The organism is Janibacter endophyticus, from assembly GCF_016888335.1.
In the GTDB taxonomy this organism is placed as follows: domain Bacteria; phylum Actinomycetota; class Actinomycetes; order Actinomycetales; family Dermatophilaceae; genus Marihabitans; species Marihabitans endophyticum.
In genome coordinates this window covers 414,053-437,843 of record NZ_JAFEJG010000004.1, presented here as the reverse complement: position 1 = coordinate 437,843, position 23,791 = coordinate 414,053, and the positions used below count along the sequence as shown (strand labels likewise).

Sequence of the window (23,791 nt, the reverse complement as noted above, 5' to 3'; positions counted from 1 at the left end):
GGCATGTCTCTCACCGTCGGCTCGCGCACCCACGTCGGTCGCGTGCGCCGCGACAACGAGGATGCGCTCATCGCCGAGGGGGGTGTCTACGTCGTCGCCGACGGCATGGGCGGGCATGCCGCCGGTGAGGTCGCGAGCGGGATCGTCGTCGAGGCCTTCCGCGAGCTCGTCGGCCGTGGCGACATCCACCCTGAGGAGGTTCGGCAGCGTCTCGAGGTCGCCAACCGGCGGATCCGCGCAGCCGTCGTCGAGGACTCCTCGCGGGCCGGTATGGGGACGACAGCCGCGGGAGTCGTGCTCGTGCACACGGGCGGCACCGCTCACTGGGCCGTCGTGAACATCGGTGACTCCCGGGTCTACCGGGCCCTTGGCTCGACGCTGCGGCGGGTCACCGTCGACCACTCCGAGGTCCAGGAGCTGCAGGACGCCGGCCTCATCACGGCGGAGGAGGCGCGCACGCACCCCCTTCGCAACGTCGTCACCCGCTCCCTCGGCGGGCACGACCTGCCGAAGGTCGACCTGTGGGTCCTGCCGCCCGCATCCGACGAGCGATTCCTCGTCTGCTCCGACGGGCTGACCAACGAGCTGACCGACGACGAGCTCGCCGCGGTCCTCCTCGAGGGGACCGACCCGCAGCAGATCGCCGACGAGCTCACCGAGCGAGCGCTCGCGTCGGGCGGCCGCGACAACATCTCCGTCATCGTCCTCGTCAACGACGCCGCCGAGGCCGACGACGTCGACACCGCACCCCGAGGCAGCGGGGTACGACATGGCTGACCTGACGATCACGTCGTCGGACGCGCCCGGCTGGCGCGAGCTGCGGATCGGCCACCTTCAGGGACTGCTGCCGCAGGACCTGCCGCCGGCTGTCGCCGAGGCCGTCGCGGTCCTCGAGAGCTCAGAGGAACCCTCCTCGCTCGAGGACCTCCTCGACGCGCTCGTGGCCTCGGGGATCCGCCGGGCGCCGGACGCGGTGCTCGCCGAGGGGCGACGGGTCGTCGTCCGCGGTGGCTGCACCGTGCGGCTCGGCGAGGGCGACGAGGCCGGGACCCTCGCCCATGACGGCCGGGGGCCCTGGGTCGACGTCGACGTCCCGCCGGACGTCACCGACGTCGAGCTCCGCGCACCCGGGGTGACCACGCGCGCGACCGGCGAGACCGAGGGCCTGCGCCTCGTGGCCGAGTGGCAGCCGCCGAGCGTGCTCGGAGAGGTGGCCGTCACGCGCGTGCCGGGCCCGTCGCGTGCCCCCGGGCCCGCGGCGCCGCAGGACGGCCCCGAGAGCGGCGCCGTCCAGCAGCCCGCCGAGGACGTGTCCGAGGTGCCGCCCCCCACGGGCGAGGCAGCGACTCCCGCAGCGGCCGCCCCGGAGGCCGTCCCCAGCGCCCCCGAGGGGCGGCTCCCAGCCCCCGCGAGGAACCCGGAGGACACCGGTGTCCCGGACTACGACTTCCTCTTCGGCGACACCCAGGCGGCCCGACCCGGCGCACCCGGTCCTGCGGGGGAGGACCCGGCAGCAGCTCCTCTGACCCCAGATGAGGTCGACGCCGCGGCGGGGGTGACCCGGGGCGGTGACCACGGGGACGCGACGATCCTGCCCAGCGACGAGGCCGAGCCCGAGCGCTCCGACGAGGCCCCGGCAGGGGCCCCGACCGCAGGCGGCCTCGTCCCTGAGCCCGTCCCGACCCCGGGACCCGTCAGGGGAGGACTCATCTCCTCCGTGCCGTGGGCCAGGTCCGGGGCGGGCCCCGAGGCGTCGCTCCCGGAGTCGCCTCCCCCGGTGCCGTCCGTCCAGCCGGAACGCCCCGCTCCTCCTGCTCCCCCGTCGGGCGGCACGCCCCCGTCGCCGGTCTCCACCGAGCAGGCTCCGAGCGAGGAGCCCGCAGACGTCACCCGGGGTCGGGACGCCCTCATCGCCCAGGCCGCGTCCGTCGACGGGCCCAAGGTGCTCGCCGTCATCTGCCCCGCAGGTCATCTCAGCCCGCCGCACCGTGACACCTGCCGGGTGTGCTCCCGTCAGGTCGCCGACCAGCAGGCCTTCGAGGCTGCCCGGCCGGCGCTCGGCGTGCTCCGCCTCGAGTCCGGCGACAAGGTCCCGCTCGACCGGGGTGTCCTTCTCGGACGCTCCCCGAAGGCCAAGGCCGACCTCGAGGTGGCCCGCCAGCCCCACGTCGTGAAGCTCCCGAGCCCGGACAACGACCTCTCCCGCAACCATCTCGAGATCGTCATCGACGGCTGGCACGTCCTCGCGCGTGACCTCGGCTCGACGAACGGCACGACCGTCCAGCTCCCGGGCGCCGCGCCGACCCGGCTGCGCCCCGACGAGCACGTCGCCCTGGAGCCCGGTGCTGTCCTGGTCCTCGCCGATGTCGTCTCGGTGACCTTCGAGGTCGGTCCGTGAGCGTCGGCATGCCCCCGGACCTGCCGGGGCTCACCTACGTCCAGCCGCTCGGGTCCGGTGGCTACGCGGACGTCTACCTCTACCAGCAGGACATGCCGCGCATGCCCGTCGCGGTCAAGGTGCTCAAGAGCGAGGGCCTCACCGACGCCCTGAAGCGGCAGTTCATCGACGAGGCCAACACGATGGCCCATCTCGCCGACCATCCCTTCATCGTGCAGATCTTCCGCGCGGGGACGGCCGAGGACGGCCGTCCCTTCCTCGTGATGAAGTACTACCCGCCGCCCAACCTCGCCGCCCGGGCCCGGACCGAGCGGCTGAGCGTCGAGCGCGTCCTCACGACGGGTATCCAGCTCGCCAGCGCCGTCGAGACCGCCCACCGCGCGGGCATCATCCATCGGGACATCAAGCCCGCGAACGTCCTGGTCAGCAGCTACGGCGCCCCGGGCCTGACCGACTTCGGCATCGCCGGGCGCGGCGCTGCCCTCGAGGAGGACACGGACGAGATCGGTGTCTCCGTCCCGTGGGCTCCGCCCGAGGTGCTCTTCGGGCAGAGCAACGGGTCCGAGCGGGCCGACGTCTACTCCCTCGCGGCGACCCTCTGGCAGCTCCTCGTGGGCAGGTCTCCCTTCGAGGTCCCGGGGGGTGACAACTCGGCGTACGCCCTCATGCCGCGGATCCGTGACTCCGTCGTCCCGAGCACCGGGCGGGCCGACGTCCCGGCCTCCCTCACACGGCTCCTCGCCCAGGCCATGGCCAAGCGTCCCGAGGCGCGACCCGCCAGCGCCATCGAGTTCGCCCGTGCGCTCCAGGCGATCGAGCAGGAGCAGCGGCTCCCGCGGACCCAGATCGTCGTCCTCGACGAGCAGGGTCACACGACCGTCGCGGACCGGAGGGGCGGGCTCGACCAGCAGGACCGGACGCGCGTTCGTGCGCCCCAGGCGGTGCGGGGCGCGCAGGCGCTCGACCCGAAGGTCGGGGACCGGACGGGGGCACGGTGGGGGCCGGGGGCGAACCCCGCCCCAGCCGGCCTGCCGCCGACCGGCCAGGGCCCCGCGTCGTCGTTCGCGGGCCCCCGCTTCGACGGTCCGACCGGCACGAGCGGGGGTCCGCCCGACCCCGCGGACGAGGGGACCATCCAGGTCCGACGGGACCGGCCGACGGCCGAGGAGGGCATCCCTGCCCCGGTCGCCGAGGGAGACAGCATCCGGATCGGTCCGGGCGTGCTCGTCGCGGGGCTGCTCGCCCTCGTCCTCGTCGTCGGCGGTGGCGTCCTTGCCCTCACCCGCGACGGCAGCGAGCCATCGCCGACGTCGTCGCCGACCAGTGCCGCCGTCCCCACCGGGGGCGGGCCGATCGTCGACATCCCCATGCCGCCGACCGTCTCGGCTGCCCCGGGAAAGGGCGCCGTCGCGCTCACCTGGACGAGCGCGAACCTCGAGCGGACCGACCGCTTCACCGTCCGGGTCGCCACGGGTGAGGACGCCTCGATCGAGGAGGGCCAGGTCGTCTCGGTGAAGAGCGCCCGACGACACGTCGTCGAGGCCTCGAAGGGGACGAAGGTCTGCGCCCAGGTGCGGCTGGACCGTGAAGGGGTGGCGAGCACCTGGTCGCAGGTGGCGTGCGACGTCGCAGGGTAGACGCGAGAGCATGGATGAGATGTCTGAGCAGAGGGATGCAGCAGTCGTGAGCAGCGAGGTCGAGGCGGTCGTGACGGTCGAGTTCTGTGGCGAGACCTTCCCGGTCAGCCCGGGGGAGCCGCTCGTCATCGGGCGTGAGGGAGACGTCGAGGTCGACGACAACCCGTACCTCCACCGCTCCTTCCTGCAGGTCGAGCACGACGCGGGGCTGTGGTGGCTCCGCAACGTCGGGTCGACGCTGACGGCCACCGTCGCGGACCCGTCGGGCGCCTTCCAGGCGTGGCTGGCCCCGGGAGCGCGCATCCCGCTCGCCTTCGAGCGGCTCACCGCGTGGTTCACGGCCGGCCCCACGACCTACGAGCTGGACATCGTCGTCTCCTCGCCCGCCTTCCAGCGGGTGGAGTCTGAGGTCACGGAGCCTGCTGACGACGTGCACGGCGAGACCACCGTCGGGCGGGTCTCGTTGACCCCTGACCAGAAGCTGCTCCTCGTGGCGTTGTGCGAGGACTTCCTGCGCCGACCCTCTGCGGGCACCGGGACGGTCCCCACCTCCGCGCAGGCCGCCGAGCGTCTCGGCTGGGCGCTGACCCGCTTCAACCGCAAGCTCGACAACGTCTCCCAGAAGTTCGCCGACGCCGGTGTCCGGGGGCTGCACGGCGGCCCCGGCAGGCTCGCCTCGAACCGCAAGAGCCGACTGGCCGAGCACGCGCTCGCGACCAGGGTGGTCCAGACCCGCGACCTGGGCCTGCTGCCCGTCACGGACTGATCCGGATGCTGTGGTCACGGGGAGTGCCGCCCTCTCTCCTTCTGAGGCAGACTGGGCGGCTCCGACGTGGGCCCGTGTCCGGCCTGTCGGTGACCGCAACGGGCACGCCCGCTGCCGGGCGTGCCGTACGCTGCGCCAGACGCGCGCACGATCCGCAGGGGGACCGACCGTCATGAACGCCAGGGCACAGGGCCGGCCGGCGACCGAGAAGCGCGGGCGAACCCGCGGCATGGCGTCGGCGCTCGTGGTCGCGGTGGCGGTCGGCGGGCTGGGCTATGCGGCGGTGCGGTCCGAGGGCGAGACGGTGCACCGCAGCGACCTCGACGACGGTGGGGTGTGGGTCACCTCTGCGCAGCAGGCGCGGTTCGGTCGTCTCAACACGGCGATCAAGCAGCTCGACGCGGGGGTCGCGGCCGATGTCGCGGAGGACACCTCGATCGACGTCCTCCAGGACGAGTCGGCGGTCGTCGGTGTCTCTGCCGGCAACCAGCTCGTCCCGATCGACACACGGACGGCACAGGCGTCGACGAGCTCGACAGCAGCTCCGGCCGCGGGCTCGGGGACCGAGCTGCGGGTGTACGAGCCGGCGACGGTCGACATGCGCGGTGGCACGATGGCGATGGTCGAGCCGAAGACGGGCAAGGTGTGGGCGTCGCGCTTCGACCCGGCCGAGGGAGTGCGGGACCTCAGCGGTCTGACGACGACGAGCAAGCCGCTGGCGACGGTGGGTGGGGTTGCTGCCCTCGCGGTGGGTGTCGACGGGGCCGTGCACGTCGTCTCCGGTCAGACCGGCAAGGTCGCCACCATCCCGGTGGATGCGGAGGGCGCGCTCGGCAAGCCGACGACGACCACCATCGAGGGGCTCGAGGCGAAGGCCGTCGACATCACGGCCGTGGGCTCGACCTGGGTGGTCTACGACCCGACGAAGGACGCCCTGCACGTCGCCGGCAAGGACGAGCCGGTCACCGGTGCCGGTGGCGGGGTCTCCGGCGAGGGCGGCGTCGCGTACGCCGCGCTCCAGGTGCCCGGACCGGAGGCGGAGTCCGTCGGGATCGCCGGTCAGGCGCAGGCCTCCCGGGCCCCGCTCGGCGACGCGGACGTCGGACCAGGGATCCAGCTCGGGGACCAGAGTGCTGGGGCACCGGCGAAGGTGAGCCGACCGGTGGTCACCGGTGGGTGCCTCCACGCCGCGTGGGCGGCCAGCGGCCGGGCGTACTACGGCGCGGACTGCTCCCAGGGTGGGGACGATGCCAGTCCGGTGCCCACGGTCCAGCTCGAGCGGCCGAAGGGGGAGGAGGTCCGGGCAGGGGTGAAGTTCCGGCAGAACCGGCGCCAGCTCGTGCTCAACGACCTCGACACCGGTGGGGTGTGGGACCTCTCGCAGGCGCCGCAGCGGATCGACAACTGGGACAGCCTGGTCCAGCCGAAGCGTCAGGACGACACGAAGAAGAAGGACGAGAACCTCGTCGACGACATCCTGCTCAAGCAGCCGCCGAAGGCCCAGCCGGACAACCTCACGGTGCGCGCAGGCACGACGAGCAAGCTCCATGTCCTCGACAACGACACCGACACCAGCGGCTCGATCCTGGCGATCAGCCCCAAGGACCTCACCCAGCCGAGCGGGGACGACGCCTCTGCCTCGGTCTCGGGCGACTCGCAGAGCATCGACGTCACCGTCGCAGACGGTGCTGACGGCGGCTCCTTCGAGCTGACGTACAAGGCGAACAACGGCAAGGCCACCTCCGAGAAGGCCGTGGTCAAGGTCCGCGTCGTCGGGGACGACGTCAACTCCCCGCCGGCGCTGCGTCCGGGCAAGAAGACACTCAGCGAGACCACCTACCCGGTGCCGCCGGGGCAGCGGGTGGGGATGTCGGTCCTGGGGGACTGGCGCGACCCCGAGTCCGACCCGGTGACGCTCGAGGCGGTCGACCCGGAGTCCCTCGTCGACGGCAGCGGCAAGCTGACGGTGGTCGGCTCGGACGAGACGGGCAAGCGCGAGGTGGCCTACCGGGTCGACGACGGCCACGGTGGTCGCTCGGACGGGAAGGCGAAGGTCAACGTCATCGACCCGGTCGACGGCAAGCTCGTGGCGCCGAAGACCCAGCCGGACGTCGTGCGGGCGGTCCTGGGCAAGCCGGTCCAGATCGAGCCGCTGGCCAACGACGTGCCCGGCGCGGACCCCTCCGACCCTCAGGCCGGGATGCAGCTCGCCTCCGAGATCACCTCGAAGGGCGAGGTGACGGTCGACACCGACCTCGACACCGGGGTCGTGACGATCACACCGAACACCGCCGGTGTCCACGAGCTCTCGTACGCAGCGCGGGTCGGCGGCGGGGTCAACCCGGGCCGCATCCGGATCGACGTCGAGGCCGCCCCCGACCAGGACGCCCCGCCGGTCGCCGTGCCGGATGCGGCGACGGTGCGCGACCAGGCGCCGACGATGGTCGACGTCCTGGCCAACGACTACAGCCCTCGCTCCGACGTCCTCGTCACCCGGTCGGTCGACATCGCCGGTGCGAGCTCGTGGCTGCGCCCGACGATCTACCAGGGCCGCTGGGTGCGCCTCGAGGCCACATCGCCCGCACCCCTCGACAGCGCCGAGGAGCCGCGGACCGGTCGGGTGACCTACACGGTGAGCGACGGCACGAAGACGGCCAGGGCCACGATCAGCGTGGTGCAGAAGCCGCCGCTGGCCCAGGAGCTGCCGGTCGTCGAGGACGACGAGGCGATCGTGCGCGCGGGCGACACCGTCACGGTGCCGGTGCTCGACAACGACACGATGTCCTCGGGTGTCCCGCTCGCCGTCGTACCGGGCAGCGTCAAGGTCCTCACCGGCAAGGGGGACGCGTTCGCCTCGGGCAACCTCGTGCGGTACGTCCCGCCGAGCACGGTGACCTCCGAGCAGCAGGTCGTCCTGGAGTATGCGGCCCAGCCCGAAGGTGTCGTTGCGCTGGCCCAGACGGCCCGGGTGCGCGTCCGGGTGATGCCCGAGCCCACCGAGGTCATGCCCAACCGCGCCCCGGCCGCGCGCTCCTTCTCTGCCTCGGTGGTGGCGGGCGAGCGGCTGACGATCACGGTGCCGACCTCTGGGGTCGACCCGGACGGCGACTCGGTGACGATCGCCGGGGTCGTCGGCGAAGGGGGCGACACGATCGACCTGACGCGTGGCCGGATCACCTCCGTCGGGGCCTCGACGATCGTCTACGAGGCGTACCCGAAGGAGGCCGGGACCGAGGTCATCACCTACGAGGTCGCCGACCGTTTCGGAGCCTCCAGCCAGGGGTACGTCCGGGTCGGGGTGGTCCAGCCCGGCGACCCGCAGCCTCCGGTCGCGGTCCTCGACGAGGTCGTCGCCCAGCCCGGGCGGACGGTCAACGTCTCGATCCTCAAGAACGACCTCATCGCCCGCGGCGACTCCGTCAACGTCGAGTACAAGGACCTCAACGCCCCCGACAAGCTCACGGGCTGGACGGTCGACGAGGAGTCCTACGAGGTCCGCACCAAGGCCCCCGAACCAGGCGCCCCGGTGCACCAGCTGACGTACGGGATCGACAACGGCATCTTCGACCCCTCCCGGGCCAGCGTCCTCGTGCGTGGGCAGGAGGGGTGGATCAACCCGCCGACCGCCGTCGACGACGTGGCCAAGCCCGAGCCGGAGAAGACCACGGCCGATGTCGACGTGCTGGTCAACGACCACGACATCGACTCCGAGCCAGGTCAGCTGAGGATCGACCGGGTGCTGTCCGAGCACGCGAGAGTGCTCGCCGGGAAGGTACAGGTCGACATCCTCGACCACCCGCACGTCGTCCCCTACGTCATCCAGGACTCTGACGAGGCCGAGGCGATGGCGCTGATCTACGTGCCGACGGGCGACGACGGCAAGCCCTTCCTCGTGCCGGACAAGGTCGTCGAGATGGATGCCGACTCCTCCGAGCAGGTCGAGATCAACGACTACGTGAAGTCGCCGCGCGACCGGGAGGTCGCCATCACCGCCGCAGCGACGGTGAGCGCCTCCCCCGAGGAGCACCTGACCTTCGAGGTCACCGGCACCGACTCGGTGAAGCTGACGAGCAAGAACGGCTACGTCGGCCCCGCAGCGCTCATGCTCGAGGTCTCCGACCAGCAGAGCGACGCCCAGTCCACCGCCGAGGAGAAGGACTTCGGCACCGCCTACGTCACCATCCCGGTGCAGATCGGACCGAAGGTCCCGCTGCTGCGCTGCCCGGTCGGGTTCGATGTCCAGCTCTTCGCCGGCGGTCGCGCGCGGGACATCGACATCCCGTCGCTGTGCCACGCGTGGGTCCCGATCGGCACGAGCCTGGCCGACGCCCAGTTCGAGGCACGCTGGGACGACGAGCCGCGTGGGGTCCGGACCGAGCAGACCGGTGACGGGGGTCGCCGGGTCATCATGCAGGCCGAGCGCAGCGCCCCCGGCGCCACCAGCATCCTCGTCGTCCGGGCGAAGGGTGCCCCCGAGGCCGAGCAGGGCAGCATCGGCGTCCAGGTCATCCCGATCGAGCCGGAACCGGACCGGGTCCGCGGCGGCGACGAGGAGAACGAGGACGACGAGGACCAGGCCCAGGCCGACGAGCGTGACGAGCCGGAGCCCCATGTCCCGCTGCCGCGGCTGCGCCCCGTCGCGATCCAGGGCCTCCAGGAGGGTGACTCCCAGACGATCGACCTGCGTGGCTACCTCGAGTCGCCGCTCGAGGCGCCGGAGTGCTCGATCGAGTCCGCGGACGTCGAGTCCGGTGATGGGTTGAGTGCCACCGCGTCCGGGTGCGAGCTCACCGTGGCTGCAGGCGAGAGGCCGTCGCGGACGGGCAGCATCATCCTGAGGGTCACGGACGGCCCCGACCGCGCCGCGATCGGCCGGGCGACGGTGACGATGCTGGGTCGGCCGTCGGCGCCCACGGGTGTCTCGGCCAGCGCGGACCGCGACAGCGGTGGTCAGGCCAGCGTGCGGTTCGCGCCGCCGACGTACAACGGCGGCTCGCCGGTCACCGGGTACGAGGTGTCGTGGGAGGGCGGGTCGACGACGTGCACGGCCAGCCCGTGCACGATCACCGGTCTGACCAACGGTCAGGAGTACCGCTTCACGGTCATGGCGGTCAACAGCGTCGGCGAGGGTGAGAAGAGCCAGCCCTCCAACGCGGTCACCCCGGACACGCGCCCCGGCGCCGTGACCGGGACCCGGATGGCCTCGCGCGGTGATGGTTACGTCGAGGTGGCCTGGGCCGGCGTGGAGAACAAGGGTTCGGCACCGATCCGCTACACCGTGCGAGCCGTCGACGCCGCCGGCAAGGTGACCACCCAGTCCGTCGCCGCACCCTCCACGGGTCCCGTGCGGGTCGGCGGGCTGGACAACAACCAGGTCCAGAACGTCCAGGTGCAGGCGATCAACAGCGCCGGCGCGGGCCCCTTCGGCACGGCGGTGGCGATGCAGTCGGCCGGCACCCCGCCGGCCGTCCCCACCCCCAGCATCACCGCTCGCGGTGCCACGGCCGCCGACGACTCTGCAGCGCTGCAGATCTCCTGGCCGGCGGTCTCGGCCAACGGGCCGCCGCTGACGCAGTACTCGCTGTACCGGCGGGCTGCCGGGGGCGCCTGGGCGCTGGTCACGACGACCTCGCCGCAGGCCACCAGTGCCAGCACGACGGTCCCCTACGACGGCAACACCTACGAGTTCGTCGTCACCGCGACCAACGGTGCGGGCAACACCTCCCCGCAGGCCAACCCCGCCTCCTTCTCCTCCAACGGCATCCCGGCCAACCCGACCGTGTCGGCCAGCACCCCGGCGGCGGACTACAAGGCCCGGTGGGTGGTCACCCTGGGGTCCTCGCGCAGCTCGGGCTACTCCGCGATCCGGTGGAGCACCTCGCGTGGTGCCAGCGGCACCTACTCCTGCGGCCCGTGCTCCGGCCAGGTGACGATCGCCTCGCCCGCCCTGTCCTCGGCCGCCGCCCAGGAGGGACCCGAGACGGTCACGGTGACCGCGGTCAACGCCGCCGGCAAGTCGAGCAACACCGCGACCTCCAACCAGTTCACCGTCTACGGCCCGACGCTGGAGCCGACGAACGGCCGCGGGTCGAGCACCAACGGCAGCACCCAGGTCTCTTTCTCCTGGAACAACCCCCGCAACGGGCGCGCCCTCAACGCACAGCAGGTCGAGGTCCTCCAGCCTGCGGGCCAGGCACGGACGATCAACCGTGGGGTCGGCAACTCGATCAACCTCGACGCCAACGGCTACGACCGGAACGTCGTGATCCGCGTGCGCAACCAGTCGGCGGCCGGCTGGTCCCCCTGGCACCGCATCAGCGTCCGCTCGGGATCGGCCCCGCCGCCGCCGCCAGCGGCGATCACCCGGGTGTGGAGGGGCGAGAGCTTTTACGGTTCGGGCGGCGACTGCGCGGGCAACACCCGATGCCACAAGCCGGCGTTCTCGATCGAGAACTTCAAGCCCGGCACGTACGGCCTGAGGTGCGCGGTCAACGGCAGCAGCACGTGGTTCTGGAACCAGGACAACCGGGTTCTCGTCACGGGTCCGTCGTCGTGGGAGTGGAACGGCAACTGGTGCGGCGCGACCCAGAACAACAGCACGATGCGCATCCAGCTCTACGGCCCCTCCGGCACCATCACCTCCGGGTGGCACCCGTGGTGACCCACCGACGACCACCTATGGGGGCGCCAGCGTGTCACCACCCCTTCGCCACCGCCACCTCCACCTCGACCCGGAAGAGAGACCGATGACCGTCACCCAGGACCAGGCAGCCTGGTTCGCCCAGACCTTCGACCAGCTCGTCGCCAACGTCGGCCAGGCCGTCGTCGGCAAGGAGCACGTCATCCGCCTGACGCTGACCTGCATGCTCTCCGAGGGGCACATCCTCCTCGAGGACTTCCCGGGCACGGGCAAGACCCAGCTCGCCAGGTCGGTCGCCGGCACGGTCCAGGGGACGAACAGCCGCATCCAGTTCACGCCCGACCTCCTCCCCAGCGATGTCTCCGGCGTCACCGTGTACGACCAGGACAAGCGGGAGTTCACCTTCCACCCCGGTCCGATCTTCGCGACGATCGTCCTCGCGGACGAGATCAACCGCGCCTCGCCGAAGACGCAGTCCGCGCTCCTTGAGGTCATGGAGGAGGGGCGGGTCACCGTCGACGGTACGCCCCACTCCGTCGGCGAGCCCTTCATGGTCATCGCGACGCAGAACCCCATCGAGCAGGCCGGCACCTACCGTCTGCCGGAGGCCCAGCTCGACCGGTTTCTCATGAAGACGACGCTCGGCTACCCCGACCACGAGGCGACGATGTCGGTCCTCGCGCAGGCCAAGACCCGAGACCGTGCGGCCGGCCTGTCCCCGATCGTCACCTCGGACGTCGTCAACGACATGGCGGCCCTGGCCGACGAGGTGCACGTCGACCCGGCGATCCTCGCCTACGTCTCCCGGCTCGCCGAGGAGTCGCGCCGCCACCCGAGCGTGCGTCTCGGGCTATCGGTGCGCGGCTGCCTCGCCTTCGTCCGGGTCGCCAAGACCTGGGCCGTGAGCCAGGGGCGCGACCACGTCATCCCCGACGACATCAAGCTCCTCGCCGAGCCGGTGCTCAACCACCGACTCATCCTCACGGCCGAGGCCCAGTTCGCCGAGATCACCGTGCAGCAGGTCATCGACCAGCTCCTCGCCCAGGTCCCGGCCCCGTCGGAGCGTGCTGAGGCCTGATGAGCGCGCCGGACCCTGACGACCCGACGATGACCCGTCCCCGGCGGCAGGTCAGCGAGGTCGACGAGAGCACGACGAGCCGGGAGGCCCTCGGGGACTCCCGGCGCTCCCGGCGCTCCCGCGCGTCCGCCCGCTCCGGGTCCGGCCCGAGCAAGGAGCAGCAGCGGGCCGAAAAGATGGCGCGCACGCACGAGCCGAAGCGCCGCGGCCCGTCCCTGCCGAGCATCACCATCCCGAAGATCACCGTCCCCAAGGAGGTCGGCGAGAGCATCACCGGCGTCCGCCGGGTCGCCGGTGCGCGCCTCGGGCCGGTGGCCGAGAAGACCCGCCCCGGGTGGGAGCCCGTCGTCTCCGTCCTGCGCTGGGTCTCCCCGCTCGGCTGGACGATCGTGGCGCTCGGGCTGCTGGCCTGGTGGGCGGGAGCCCGCTGGCAGTGGGTCGAGCTGATGATGATCGCCGCGGCCTGCCTCGTGCTCGTCCTCGCGTGCGTCGCCCTGGCGATCGGGCGGACGAAGGTGCGGATCGAGACCCATGTCGACCCGCGCCGGGTGACCGTCGGCGACCCCGCGACCGGACGCGTCGACATCGAGAACCTCGCGAAGGTCCCGCTCCTGCCCATCGTCGTCGAGCTGCCCGTCGGGCGCTCCGACGCCCGCTTCACCATGCCGAGCCTGCGCAGCGGCGCGGTGCACGAGGAGCTCTTCGTCGTGCCGACCGAGCGGCGCGGCGTCATCCCCGTCGGTCCGGCGAAGACCGTCCAGGGCGACCCCTTCGGCCTCGTCCGTCGCGAGCTGCGCTGGACCGACCGGACCGAGCTCTTCGTCCACCCGCGGACCGTGCCGCTCGACAGCCACCAGCACGGCCTGCTTCGCGACCTGGAGGGCCAGGCGACGCAGGACATGTCGCGCTCCGACCTCGCCTTCCACGCCCTGCGCGAGTACGAGCCGGGCGACGACCTGCGCCACGTCCACTGGCGGTCGTCGGCCAAGATCGGCCAGCTCATGGTCCGGCAGTACCTCGACACCCGCCGGGCTCACCTCGCGGTGATCGTCGACACCACCCCCGACGTCTACAGCGACGGGGACGAAGGGGTGGAGGTCGCCATCGAGGTCGCGGCCAGCCTCATCGTCCGCTCGATCATGGACGAGCAGGACGGCACGGTCGTCTGCAACGACCAGGTCGCCTCACGGACGACGGCACCGCTGCTCCTCGACACCCTGGCGCGGGCGACGGTCGGCCGCGTCGACCTCTTCGGGCGGGCTTCGGAGGCCGCGATGGTCGCCCCCGACGCCAGCGTCGCGGCGATCGTCACCGGGCCGGGCCGCGCCTTCATCGAGAGCCAGCGGGCGTTGTCGCAGTTCGAGACCGAGGTCGGCAAGCTCGTCATCGTCGTCGACCCGGCCGCGCAGCCGGCCGTCCAGCAGATCGCCGGCCTCACCGTGCTCACCATCGGGCGGCTCGTCGACCTGCGACGGGTGCTCCTCAGCGGGGTGGCGGCATGAGCGGCTCGAACCCGATCCCCACGGTCCGCGAGTCCTGGATCCCCGAGGAGCAGCCGGACGCCAAGCAGCGGACCCGCTCGTTCTTCTCCCGGTACGCCCTCGACCGCGACGGCCTCGTCGACCTCGGCTTCACCGTCGTCGTCACCGCGCTGCTCCTGCTCGGTCTGCGGACCGGCTTCATCGGCTGGCAGTGGGTCCTGGCCGCCGTGGGCGGAGCGGTCCTCGGGCTGCTCGTCGCGCACATCGTCGTGAGCCACCGCTGGTCGGTGCTCGCGACCTTCGTCGGGCTGGTCGTCGTGTACTTCCTCTTCGGCGGCCCGCTGGCCGTGCGGGAGGACCTCATCGGCGGGGTGATCCCCTCCGGCCAGACCCTCAGCGACCTCCTCGGCGCCGCGATCGTCGGCTGGAAGAAGTGGCTGACGATGATGCCGCCGGTCGATGCGCGCGGGCCGCTCGTCGCGCTGCCCTTCCTCATCGGTCTCGTGAGCAGCGCCGTCGTCTACTCCGTCGCACGCTCGACGCGGCGGCTGTGGCTGCTCGCCGTCGTGGTGCTCGGCCTCCTCGCCGCCTCGATCGTGCTCGGCACCCTCGCTCCCGCCGGCACCCTGCTCCAGGGCGCGCTCCTCGGCCTCGTGCTCCTCGCCTGGCTCGTCGTGCGTGACCGTCGGAGCCGGACCAAGCTGCAGAACGGCGCGGGCACCCGGGCGCGCCTGGTCACGGGCGCGGCGCTCGTCCTCGTCGCGGCGCTCGCCGCGACCCTCCTCGGCCCGCTCCTGCCCGGTCGTGACGCGGCCGAGGCCCGGACCGTCGTCCGCTCGCAGCTCGAGCCCCCCTTCGACATCGCCGAGTACCCGAGCCCGCTCGCCGGCTTCCGCAAGTACACCGAGCCCAACCTCGCCGACCTCTACGACAAGCCGTTGCTCGAGGTCGAGGGCCTCGACGCGGGTCACACCCTGCGCATCGCGACGCTCGACCGCTACGACGGCTCGGCGTGGGGCGCGGGCAACCGGGCCGAGGAGGGATCGCTCGATCCCGGCACCGCCTTCCAGCAGGTCGGCACCCGCATCGCGGCGGAAGGTCCGGGGGAGGAGCGTCGGGTCACCGTCACCGTCCCGGACGGCGGGTGGTCCGACGTCTGGCTGCCGACGGCCGGCGTCCTGCGCGGGGTCGAGTTCGCCGGTCCTCGGGCCCGCGAGCTGAGCCGGCAGATGTGGCTCAACGTCGACAGCCGCACGGCGATCGTCCCGGCGCAGCTGCGGCCCGGGGACCGCTACACGATGACGGCCCTCGTCACCCCGCCGCCGGCCACGGAGCTGCCCGAGCAGCTCGACGTCGACAGCGGGTCGCTCATCGAGGGGTACGACGGCGGCTACCTCGACGCCCGCGTCGACGCCTGGACCGGTGACGCCACCTCCGGCTGGCAGCAGGTGCGCAACATCGCCGCCTACATGAGCCGCGAGGGCGCCTACACCGACGGTGGCGAGAAGAACTCCTACGAGAAGGTCTACCTCGCTGGGCACTCCACCGGCCGGATCGCGCGCTTCGTCGGCAGCACCCAGCTCGCGGGCAACGACGAGCAGTTCGCTGCGACGCTCGCCCTGGCGGCGAACCGCCTCGGGATCCCGACGCGGGTCGTCATGGGGGCGATCGTGCCCGAGGACGGCGTCGTCAAGGGCAAGGACGTCCACGCGTGGGTCGAGGTCCGCTCGACCGACGGGTGGACGCCGGTCCTGCCGTCGGCCTTCGTCCCGGACCGCAACAAGAAGCCGCAGCAGCAGCAGATCCAGACCGAGGAGCAGCGCGTCGGTGCCCAGGTGCCGCCGCCGGCGGGGGTCAACCCGCCGAGCGTCCTCCAGGGTCCGGAGCAGGCGCAGAACGACACGGACCTGCGCAAGAAGCAGACCCGCAACCCGCTCGACCCGGCCAGCTGGCCGGCGTGGGTGCGCTACCTCGTCTTCTTCGTCGTCCTGCCCGCGCTCCTGCTCCTCGCGACCTACGCGACGATCCGCGGGCTGAAGCGTCGGCGGCGTCGGCGGCGGGCGACGACCGGCCCGACCGCGGCCCGGGCGGCGCACATCTGGCAGGACCTCGTCGCCGACGCCAGGTCCCTCGGTGCCCCCGTGACAAAGGGGTCGACGAACCTCGAGCAGGCCTCGGCCCTCGGGGTCCCGGCCGCCGTGGCGCTCGCCGCTCGCGGCAACGCCTTCGTCTTCGGGCCGGGCGAGCCGCCCGAGGACGCCGTCGAGGCCTACCGGGTCGAGGCGGAGGCGGTGCGCAAGGAGATGCGCGGTCAGGCCTCCCGCTGGCGCCGGCTGCGCTCGGACGTCGACGTCCGCCCGCTCTTCGCCGGTCGTACCCAGCCCCGTGGGGGCCGGCGTGGTCGCCGGGCAGTGCCCCAGTCCCCTGCCGTGGAAGGCGCTCGATGAAGCTCAAGCTGACCCTCGAGGGGTCGGGTGACCCGACGGATCTCGCGATCACGCTCGACAGCCAGACCACGGTGGGGCAGCTGGCCGACCACCTGGTCGCCGTCCACCCCTCCCGAGGGTCGGGCTCGCGCCTGCCGACGGGTGAGCACACCCTCGCGCTCGTCGACGAGAGCCACCGGGCGATGGACCCGCGGGCGACGGTCTCCGAGAGCGGGCTGACGTCCGGCTCCAGGGTGTCGGTGACCCGGCGCACGGCCGGCTACACCGACCCCAACCGGGTGGCGGCGAAGGTCGTCGTCATCTCGGGTCCCGACGAGGGCCGCGAGTACTCGCTGGCCGGCGGGTCCGCGTACATCGGACGGGGCCGCGGCTGCGAGGTGCAGCTGAGCGACCAGTCCGTCTCTCGGCGCCACGCCAAGATCGTCGTCGGCGACCAGATCGAGGTCGCGGACCTCGGCAGCTCCAACGGGATCCTCGTCAGCGACGAGCAGGTCGAGCGTGCGGTGCTCGGCGAGGACGACGTGGTGACCCTCGGCGAGACGAGCCTGCGGGTGAGCGGCACCGGGGGAGTGGCAGCGTCCATCACCCGTGCCGAGGGTGGGCTCCTCGCCTTCAGCCGGTCGCCGGTGATCAACCCGATCTACGCGGGCAAGACCTATGCCCTGCCGGAGCTGCCGGAGCGTGGCAAGCCGCCGCGGATGCCGTGGGCGATCATGCTCATCCCGGTCCTCATGGGCATGATGATGTTCACCTTCACGCGCTCGCCCTTCTCGCTGATCTTCATGCTCATGATGCCGCTGATGTACGTGGCGATGAACTACGAGGCCCGCCGCTCGAACCGCCTCGACTTCGAGGAGGCGATGAAGGACTTCCGTGAGGACGTGGGCTTCCTCGTCGAGGACATCGAGGGTGACCAGGCCGTGGAGGAGGAGTCCCGGCGGCGCGAGAACCCGAGCGCCCGGGAGGCGCTGGAGGCGGCCGAGCGGCACGCACCGCTCACGTGGAGCCGCCGGCCCGGCGAGCCAGGCTTCCTCGAGCTCCGGCTCGGCCTGGCCGATCTGCCCAGCCGCTCGACGATCGAGATGCCGACCATCGGCCGGAGCAAGGCCGAGGCGTGGCTGGAGCTCTCACGACAGATGGAGGGTCTCTCGACCGTCGGGTCCGTCCCCGTCCTCGGCGAGCCCATGCACCACGGTGCGATCGGCGTCTCGGGCCCGCGGGCCCAGGCCCTCGACGTCGCGCGCGCCCTCGTCGTCCAGGCTGCGGCGCTGCACTCTCCGGCGGAGATCATCATCGGGGCGATCACCTCGACGACCACCGCCGCGGACTGGGCCTGGCTCAAGTGGCTCCCGCACGTCAGCTCGGTGCACAGCCCCGTGAGCGTGCGGCACACCGCGGCCTCGGCGCAGGCAGCCGCGGCGCTGCTCGAGGAGATCGAGGAGGCCCTCCCGGCCGCGAAGACCCAGCCGGAGACCGGCCAGCCGTACGTCGCCGAGGGCGGGGTGCACATGGTGCTCGTCGTCGAGAACGACGCACCGGTCTCGCGCGCCCGGCTCGTGACGCTCGCCGAGGCCGCGTACCGCCGGGGGATCGCCCTCATCTGGGTCTCCCCGGTCACCGACCAGCTCCCCGCGGCCTGCCGCACCTACGTCGAGATCGGTCAGGACGGCGCAGCCCTGGTCGGCTTCGTCGGCGACGCCACCATCGTCGTGCCGGTCGAGGCCGACCGGATGGACGCGGAGAGCGCCGGCCGGCTGGCCCGGAAGATGTCCGCCTCCACGGATGCCGGTGCGCTGGTCTCCGACGACTCCGACCTGCCCCGGTCCGTCTCCTTCCTCACCCTCGTCGGACCGGAGCTCGCGACGAGCGAGGCGGCCGTCGTCGAGCGCTGGGGAGAGAACCGCTCGATCCTCACCGGGCCCTACGCGCCCGCCCACCCGGTGAAGAAGCCGGGCTCCCTGCGGGCGATCCTCGGTCAGAGCAGCCAGGGCACCTACTCCCTCGACCTGCGCACCGACGGCCCGCACGCCCTCGTCGGTGGGACGACGGGCGCCGGCAAGTCCGAGACCCTGCAGGCCTGGATCCTCGGCATGGCGTCGGCCCACTCCCCGCAGCGGGTGACCTTCCTCCTCGTGGACTACAAGGGCGGCTCGGCCTTCCGTGACTGCGTCAACCTCCCGCACACCGTGGGGATGGTCACCGACCTCAGCCCGCACCTCGTGCGCCGGGCGCTCGCCTCGCTCTCGGCGGAGCTGCACCACCGCGAGCACCTGCTCGAGCGCCACCGGGCGAAGGACCTCGTCGAGCTCGAGCGGCGCGGTGAGGTCGAGGCGCCACCGAGCCTGATCATCATCGTCGACGAGTTCGCGGCCCTGGTGCAGGAGGTCCCGGACTTCGTCGACGGCGTCGTGAACATCGCTCAGCGTGGCCGCTCGCTAGGCATCCACCTCATCCTCGCGACCCAGCGGCCGGCCGGCGTCATCAAGGACAACCTCCGGGCCAACACCAACCTGAGGATCGCCCTGCGGATGGCCGACGAGTCCGACTCCGACGACGTGCTCGGGACGCCGGAGGCGGCCTTCTTCGACCCGGCCATCCCGGGCCGTGGGATGGCGAAGTCGGGACCGGGCCGCCTCGTCCCCTTCCAGTCCGGCTACGCGGGCGGCTGGACGTCGGACGCGCCGCCCCCGGCGGACATCCGGGTCGAGACCCTCACCTTCGGGACCCCCCGGCAGTGGGAGCTGCCCCCGGTGAGCCCGGAGGAGCAGATCGCGATCGAGCAGGAGGACCGCGGTCCGACGGACATCCAGCGCCTCGTGCAGACGATCGGTGCCGCCAGCGAGCTCGCGCAGATCCCCGAGCCGCGCAAGCCGTGGCTCCCGGACATGCTCGACGTGTACGACCTCGCCGAGCTCCCGACCGGGCGTCGTGACGACAACCTCGTCTTCGGGGTGCTCGACGACCCGGACCGTCAGCAGCAGCCGACCGTCTCCTTCCGCCCCGACCTCGAGGGCAACCTCGCGGTCTTCGGCGCCTCGGGATCCGGCAAGTCCGCCCTCCTGCGGACCTTCGCGGTGGCGGCCGGCTTCACCGTCCGAGGCGGACCGTGCCATGTCTACGGGCTCGACTTCGGCAACCGCGGCCTGACGATGCTCGAGTCGCTCCCGCACGTCGGCAGCATCATCAACGGTGCCGACCACGAGCGGGTGGCCCGGCTGCTGCGCACGCTCCGGCAGACGATCGACGAGCGTGCCGCGCGTTACAGCGCGGCCAACGCGGCCAGCATCACCGAGTACCGACGCCTCACGGGCGAGCAGGACGAACCCCGGATCCTCGTGCTCCTCGACGGTCTGGTCGCCTTCCGACAGATCTACGAGGGTCCCCGGATGACGCACTGGATCGACCTCTTCCAGGCGCTGCTCTCCGACGGCCGCCCCGTCGGTGTCCACTTCGTCCTCAGCGTCGACCAGCGCACGGGTCTGCCCAACCAGCTCGGCTCCTCGGTCCAGAGCCGCATCATCCTGCGGATGGCCAGCGCCGACGACTACAGCAGCTTCGACGCCCCTTCGGACGTCCTCACGCAGGCCTCCCCGCCAGGACGCGCGCTGTACAACGGCCGCGAGGTCCAGTGCGCCGTCCTCGGCGGCACCCAGACCGTCATGGACCAGGCCCGCGCCGTCGAGGGTTTCGCCCGCACGATGCGCCGGGCCGGGGCTGCGGAGGCACCCGAGATCGGCTCGCTCACCGAGCGGGTCGCCCTCGCCGAGCTGCCGGAGCGCACCCCCGGCGGCCAGGTCGTCGTCGGGGTGGGGGCCCGCGAGCTCGCGCCGGTGGGTCTCGAGCCGAGCGGCGGCTTCGTCATCACCGGCCAGTCGGGCAGCGGCCGGACGACCGCCGTGGCGACCGTCTTCGAGGCGCTGCGCCGATGCGGCGCTGTCGACGAGGTGCACCTCTACACGCTGCGCAAGCGCTCCGAGCTCCTCGACCTCCCGGGCTGGACCGTCACCGCGACCACCGAGGACGACATCATCGAGGCCGCCGGCGATCTCGTGATGCGCTACCAGGACGACGAGGTCTCCGGTCGGGTCGCGATCTTCCTCGAGAAGGTCAACGACCTCGGTGACTCCATGGCGGAGGACAAGATCGAGAAGGTCGTCAAGCGCGCCCTCGACTCCGAGCACCTCGTCGTCGCCGAGGGTGACAGCGGGTTCTTCAACTCCGGCTACGGCCTGCCCGGGATGCTCCGGGCCTCGCGCTCCGGGCTCATCCTGCACCCCGACGAGGGGGACGCCTCGGTGATCTTCCGGGCGTCCTTCCCCGCCTTCAACGCCACAGGCGCTCCGGAGGGGCGGGGATTCATCGTCCAGCGCGGCCAGCAGGACCTCGTGCAGGTCGCCCTCCCTGGGTTGAAAGACGCTGCTGCACAAGGAGAGTCGCGAGACGGAAGGGTCTGATCAGCACACCGTCGGCGATGGGGAGCTGATGGGGAGTGCTCCCCATTCCACTCGTCTGGACATCGACATAGTGTGATGAGCACAAGCAGGGGGACGGCCCCAAGGCCGACCACCAGAACTGGAGCGGCAGGCGCCGCCCACCTCTGAGAAGGAGACTCGCATGAACGGTTGGAAGGGCATGAACGTCGCCGAGGTCGTCCGGGAAGGTCGCGACCTCGACCGGATCGCCGCGGAGCTGCGGAAGATCCAGACGGCCCTCGACAAGGAGGTCCGCGAGATCGACAGCAACTGGAACGGTGACGACTCGAAGAAGTTCGTCAAGGAGTGGGACGGCGAGCACAAGACGAAGATCGAGGCTGCCATCAAGCTCCTCGAGGACATGGCCGACAAGGTCGAGCGCAACGCCAAGGGCCAGAAGACCGAGTCTGCCAGCTGACCAGCTGACGACCACCCACCAGCGACCCACCTAGACCACAGGGGAGAAGAACATGCTTCAGCAGGGAATGCAGACCACCAAGGTCCGCGCGTCGGCCGCGATCATCAAGACGAAGGCCAGCGAGATCGAGGCCAAGGGCAGCGAGGCGCAGAAGGTCGCCGGGCAGCTCAAGCAGGACTGGCTCGGTCCGGACAGCGACCAGTTCCAGAACGAGTGGGCGAAGGCCAAGAAGAAGATCGACCTCGTCGCCACCGAGCTGCAGAGGTTCGCGAAGGCCGCGAACACCCAGGCGGACGCCCAGGACCGCCGCTCCGAGAACGACAACGGCTGATCCAGTCGGCGCACGACGAAGGGGTTCGGACCACTGGTCCGAACCCCTTCGTCCTGCCCGCCCGACGCTCAGTCGTCGAGGACGACGAGCGTCTCGCCCTCCTGGACGACGTCACCCACGGCCACCCGCACCGCGCCGACCGTGCCGGCGAGCGGCGCGAGGACCGGGATCTCCATCTTCATCGACTCGAGGAGGACGAGCTCGGTACCGGGCTCGACCCGCTGACCCTCGGCGACCTGGACGGCGATGACGTTGGCAACGAGCTCGGACTCGACGACGTGACTCATGCCACAGAGTCTAGGGCCGAGCTCAGTGCCTCAGCGCTCCTCGACCCCCGAGATGAAGGCCTCGAGCATCTCGCGGCCGAGGGTGTCCTCGCGCTGCTCCGGCGGCGACTTCATGAGGTACGAGCTCGCGGAGAGGAGCGCACCGCCGACGCCACGGTCCTTGGCGATCTTCGCCGCCCGGATCGCGTCGATGATGATGCCGGCGCTGTTCGGGGAGTCCCAGACCTCGAGCTTGTACTCGAGGTTGAGCGGGACGTCGCCGAAGGCGCGACCCTCGAGGCGGACGTAGGCCCACTTGCGGTCGTCGAGCCACGCGACGTAGTCCGACGGGCCGATGTGGACGTTCTTGTCGTCGATCTTGCCGGCGAGCGGGCCCTCGAGGTTCGAGGTGACGGCCTGGGTCTTGGAGACCTTCTTGGACTCCAGGCGCTCCCGCTCGAGCATGTTCTTGAAGTCCATGTTGCCGCCGACGTTGAGCTGGTAGGTGCGGTCGAGGACGACGCCGCGCTGCTCGAAGAGCTTGGCCATGACGCGGTGGGTGATCGTCGCGCCGACCTGGCTCTTGATGTCGTCACCGATGATCGGGACGCCGGCGTCCTCGAACTTCTTGGCCCACACGGGGTCGGAGGCGATGAAGACGGGCAGGGCGTTGACGAAGGCGACACCCGCGTCGATCGCGCACTGGGCGTAGAACTTGTCGGCCTCCTCGGAGCCCACCGGGAGGTAGGAGACCATGACGTCGACCTCGGCGTCCTTGAGCGCCTGGACCACGTCCACGGGCTCGCGGGGCGACTCGTCGATCGTCATCGCGTAGTACTTGCCGATGCCGTCGAGGGTCGGGCCGCGCTGGACCTCGACGCCCGAGGTCGGGACGTCGGCGATCTTGATCGTGTTGTTCTCGCTGGCGTTGATCGCCTCGGCGAGGTCCTTGCCGACCTTCTTGTCGTCGACGTCGAAGGCGGCGACGAACTCGACGTCGGAGACGTGGTAGTCGCCGAACTGCACGTGCATCAGCCCCGGGACCTGGGCGTCCGCGGCGGCGTCCTTGTAGTACTCGACACCCTGGACCAGCGAGCTGGCGCAGTTGCCGACGCCGACGATCGCGACGCGGATGGAACTCATGTGGTGCTCCTTAGTTTTCTTCAGGGTCTGCGAAGGGGGCGGTCAGGCCTGGGTGGTGCCGGACCGTCCTGGTTGGTGCTCGGCGTCGATGAGCTCGGTGAGCCATCGGACCTCGCGCTCGGTGGAGTCCTCGGCGTGCCGCTGGAGGGCGGCGGTCCAGGAGTCCATGCGGTCCCGGGAGCGTTGAGACGAGCTGCGCATCGTCGCCAACCTCTCCTCGAGACGAGACCGTCGGCCCTCGAGGATCCGCAGCCGGATCTCCCGGTCGGTCCGGGAGAAGAAGGCCACCCGGACGTCGAAGCCGTCGTCCTCCCAGGCCGCCGTGTCGATGAGGGCCGCCTGTCGGGCGAACTCCTCCCGGCCGGCGTCAGTGAGGGCGTAGGTGATGCGGGGTCGCTTGCCGGTGGGCGCGGTGGTCGTGCTGTCCTCGACGATGAGACCGCCGCCGAGGAGCGCCTTGAGGCAGGGGTACAGCGTCCCGAATGAGAGCGCCCGGAAGGTCCCGAGCGCCGCGTTGAGCCGCCGCCGCAGCTCGTAGCCGTGCATGGGCGACTCGTGGAGGAGACCGAGGACGGCGAAGTCCAGCAGCTGGCGGCGCCGCACGCGGCCCCCTTTCGATGTCTCAGGCACGAGGCGCGAGTCTAGCGCAGATATATCGGTCCGATAGATCACAGATGGACGCAGCGTGTCGGCTCGCGGATGACCCCGATCACC

14 protein-coding genes are annotated in these 23,791 nt (G+C 71.6%); 11 read left to right on the top strand and 3 right to left on the bottom strand.

The features are described 5' to 3' along the window. The first annotated feature begins 3 nt into the window (after positions 1-3). The 11 genes from JNO54_RS02115 (at position 4) to JNO54_RS02065 (ending at position 21,668) form a co-directional block, all read left to right on the top strand. The gene (locus JNO54_RS02115) at positions 4-777 is read left to right on the top strand and encodes a PP2C family protein-serine/threonine phosphatase (protein WP_204142406.1); all 774 of its coding nucleotides are present in this window, start codon (positions 4-6) and stop codon (positions 775-777) included. Beyond that, positions 770-2,398, top strand: a complete 1,629-nt coding sequence (locus JNO54_RS02110) for an FHA domain-containing protein (protein WP_204142405.1) — start codon at positions 770-772, stop codon at positions 2,396-2,398. The genes JNO54_RS02115 and JNO54_RS02110 overlap by 8 nt, the downstream gene beginning before the upstream one ends. Next, complete coding sequence (locus JNO54_RS02105; protein ID WP_204142404.1) at positions 2,395-4,035, top strand: serine/threonine-protein kinase; 1,641 nt, start codon at positions 2,395-2,397, stop codon at positions 4,033-4,035. Before JNO54_RS02110 ends, JNO54_RS02105 begins: the two co-directional genes overlap by 4 nt. Positions 4,036-4,054: 19 nt before the next feature. Beyond that, positions 4,055-4,801 (top strand): FHA domain-containing protein, encoded by a 747-nt coding sequence (locus tag JNO54_RS02100; protein ID WP_204142403.1) that lies wholly within the window; start codon positions 4,055-4,057, stop codon positions 4,799-4,801. A gap of 172 nt (positions 4,802-4,973) precedes the next feature. Next, positions 4,974-11,462, top strand: coding sequence for a fibronectin type III domain-containing protein (locus tag JNO54_RS02095; RefSeq protein ID WP_204142402.1), 6,489 nt, complete (start codon positions 4,974-4,976; stop codon positions 11,460-11,462). Positions 11,463-11,547: 85 nt separating this feature from the next. After that, on the top strand, positions 11,548-12,519 hold the full coding sequence (locus JNO54_RS02090) for an AAA family ATPase (RefSeq protein WP_204142401.1): 972 nt from the start codon (positions 11,548-11,550) through the stop codon (positions 12,517-12,519). Then, positions 12,519-14,021: a DUF58 domain-containing protein gene (locus JNO54_RS02085; RefSeq protein WP_233703151.1), complete on the top strand. Its 1,503-nt coding sequence runs from the start codon at positions 12,519-12,521 to the stop codon at positions 14,019-14,021. Before JNO54_RS02090 ends, JNO54_RS02085 begins: the two co-directional genes overlap by 1 nt. Then, positions 14,018-16,447, top strand: a complete 2,430-nt coding sequence (locus tag JNO54_RS02080; RefSeq protein WP_204142400.1) for a transglutaminase-like domain-containing protein — start codon at positions 14,018-14,020, stop codon at positions 16,445-16,447. Before JNO54_RS02085 ends, JNO54_RS02080 begins: the two co-directional genes overlap by 4 nt. Continuing rightward, positions 16,444-20,901: a type VII secretion EssC family protein gene (locus JNO54_RS02075; RefSeq protein WP_204142399.1), complete on the top strand. Its 4,458-nt coding sequence runs from the start codon at positions 16,444-16,446 to the stop codon at positions 20,899-20,901. The genes JNO54_RS02080 and JNO54_RS02075 overlap by 4 nt, the downstream gene beginning before the upstream one ends. A gap of 160 nt (positions 20,902-21,061) precedes the next feature. Further along, entirely contained in the window at positions 21,062-21,337 is a 276-nt protein-coding gene (locus JNO54_RS02070; protein WP_204142398.1) for a WXG100 family type VII secretion target, read from the top strand. A gap of 52 nt (positions 21,338-21,389) precedes the next feature. Beyond that, on the top strand, positions 21,390-21,668 hold the full coding sequence (locus JNO54_RS02065; protein ID WP_204142397.1) for a WXG100 family type VII secretion target: 279 nt from the start codon (positions 21,390-21,392) through the stop codon (positions 21,666-21,668). A 68-nt stretch (positions 21,669-21,736) separates the two neighbouring features. Here the strand turns inward: JNO54_RS02065 and JNO54_RS02060 are convergent, their stop codons facing one another. Genes JNO54_RS02060 through JNO54_RS02050 form a run of 3 tightly spaced genes read right to left on the bottom strand, consistent with a single transcriptional unit; the run spans position 21,737 to position 23,707 of the window. After that, complete coding sequence (locus tag JNO54_RS02060; RefSeq protein ID WP_204142396.1) at positions 21,737-21,955, bottom strand: biotin/lipoyl-binding carrier protein; 219 nt, start codon at positions 21,953-21,955, stop codon at positions 21,737-21,739. Between the two features lie 30 nt (positions 21,956-21,985). After that, positions 21,986-23,077, bottom strand: a complete 1,092-nt coding sequence (locus tag JNO54_RS02055) for an inositol-3-phosphate synthase (RefSeq protein WP_204142395.1) — start codon at positions 23,075-23,077, stop codon at positions 21,986-21,988. A gap of 42 nt (positions 23,078-23,119) precedes the next feature. Then, a complete protein-coding gene (locus JNO54_RS02050) occupies positions 23,120-23,707 on the bottom strand; it encodes a PadR family transcriptional regulator (protein ID WP_204142394.1) in 588 nt (195 codons plus the stop codon). Between the last annotated feature and the right edge of the window lie 84 nt (positions 23,708-23,791).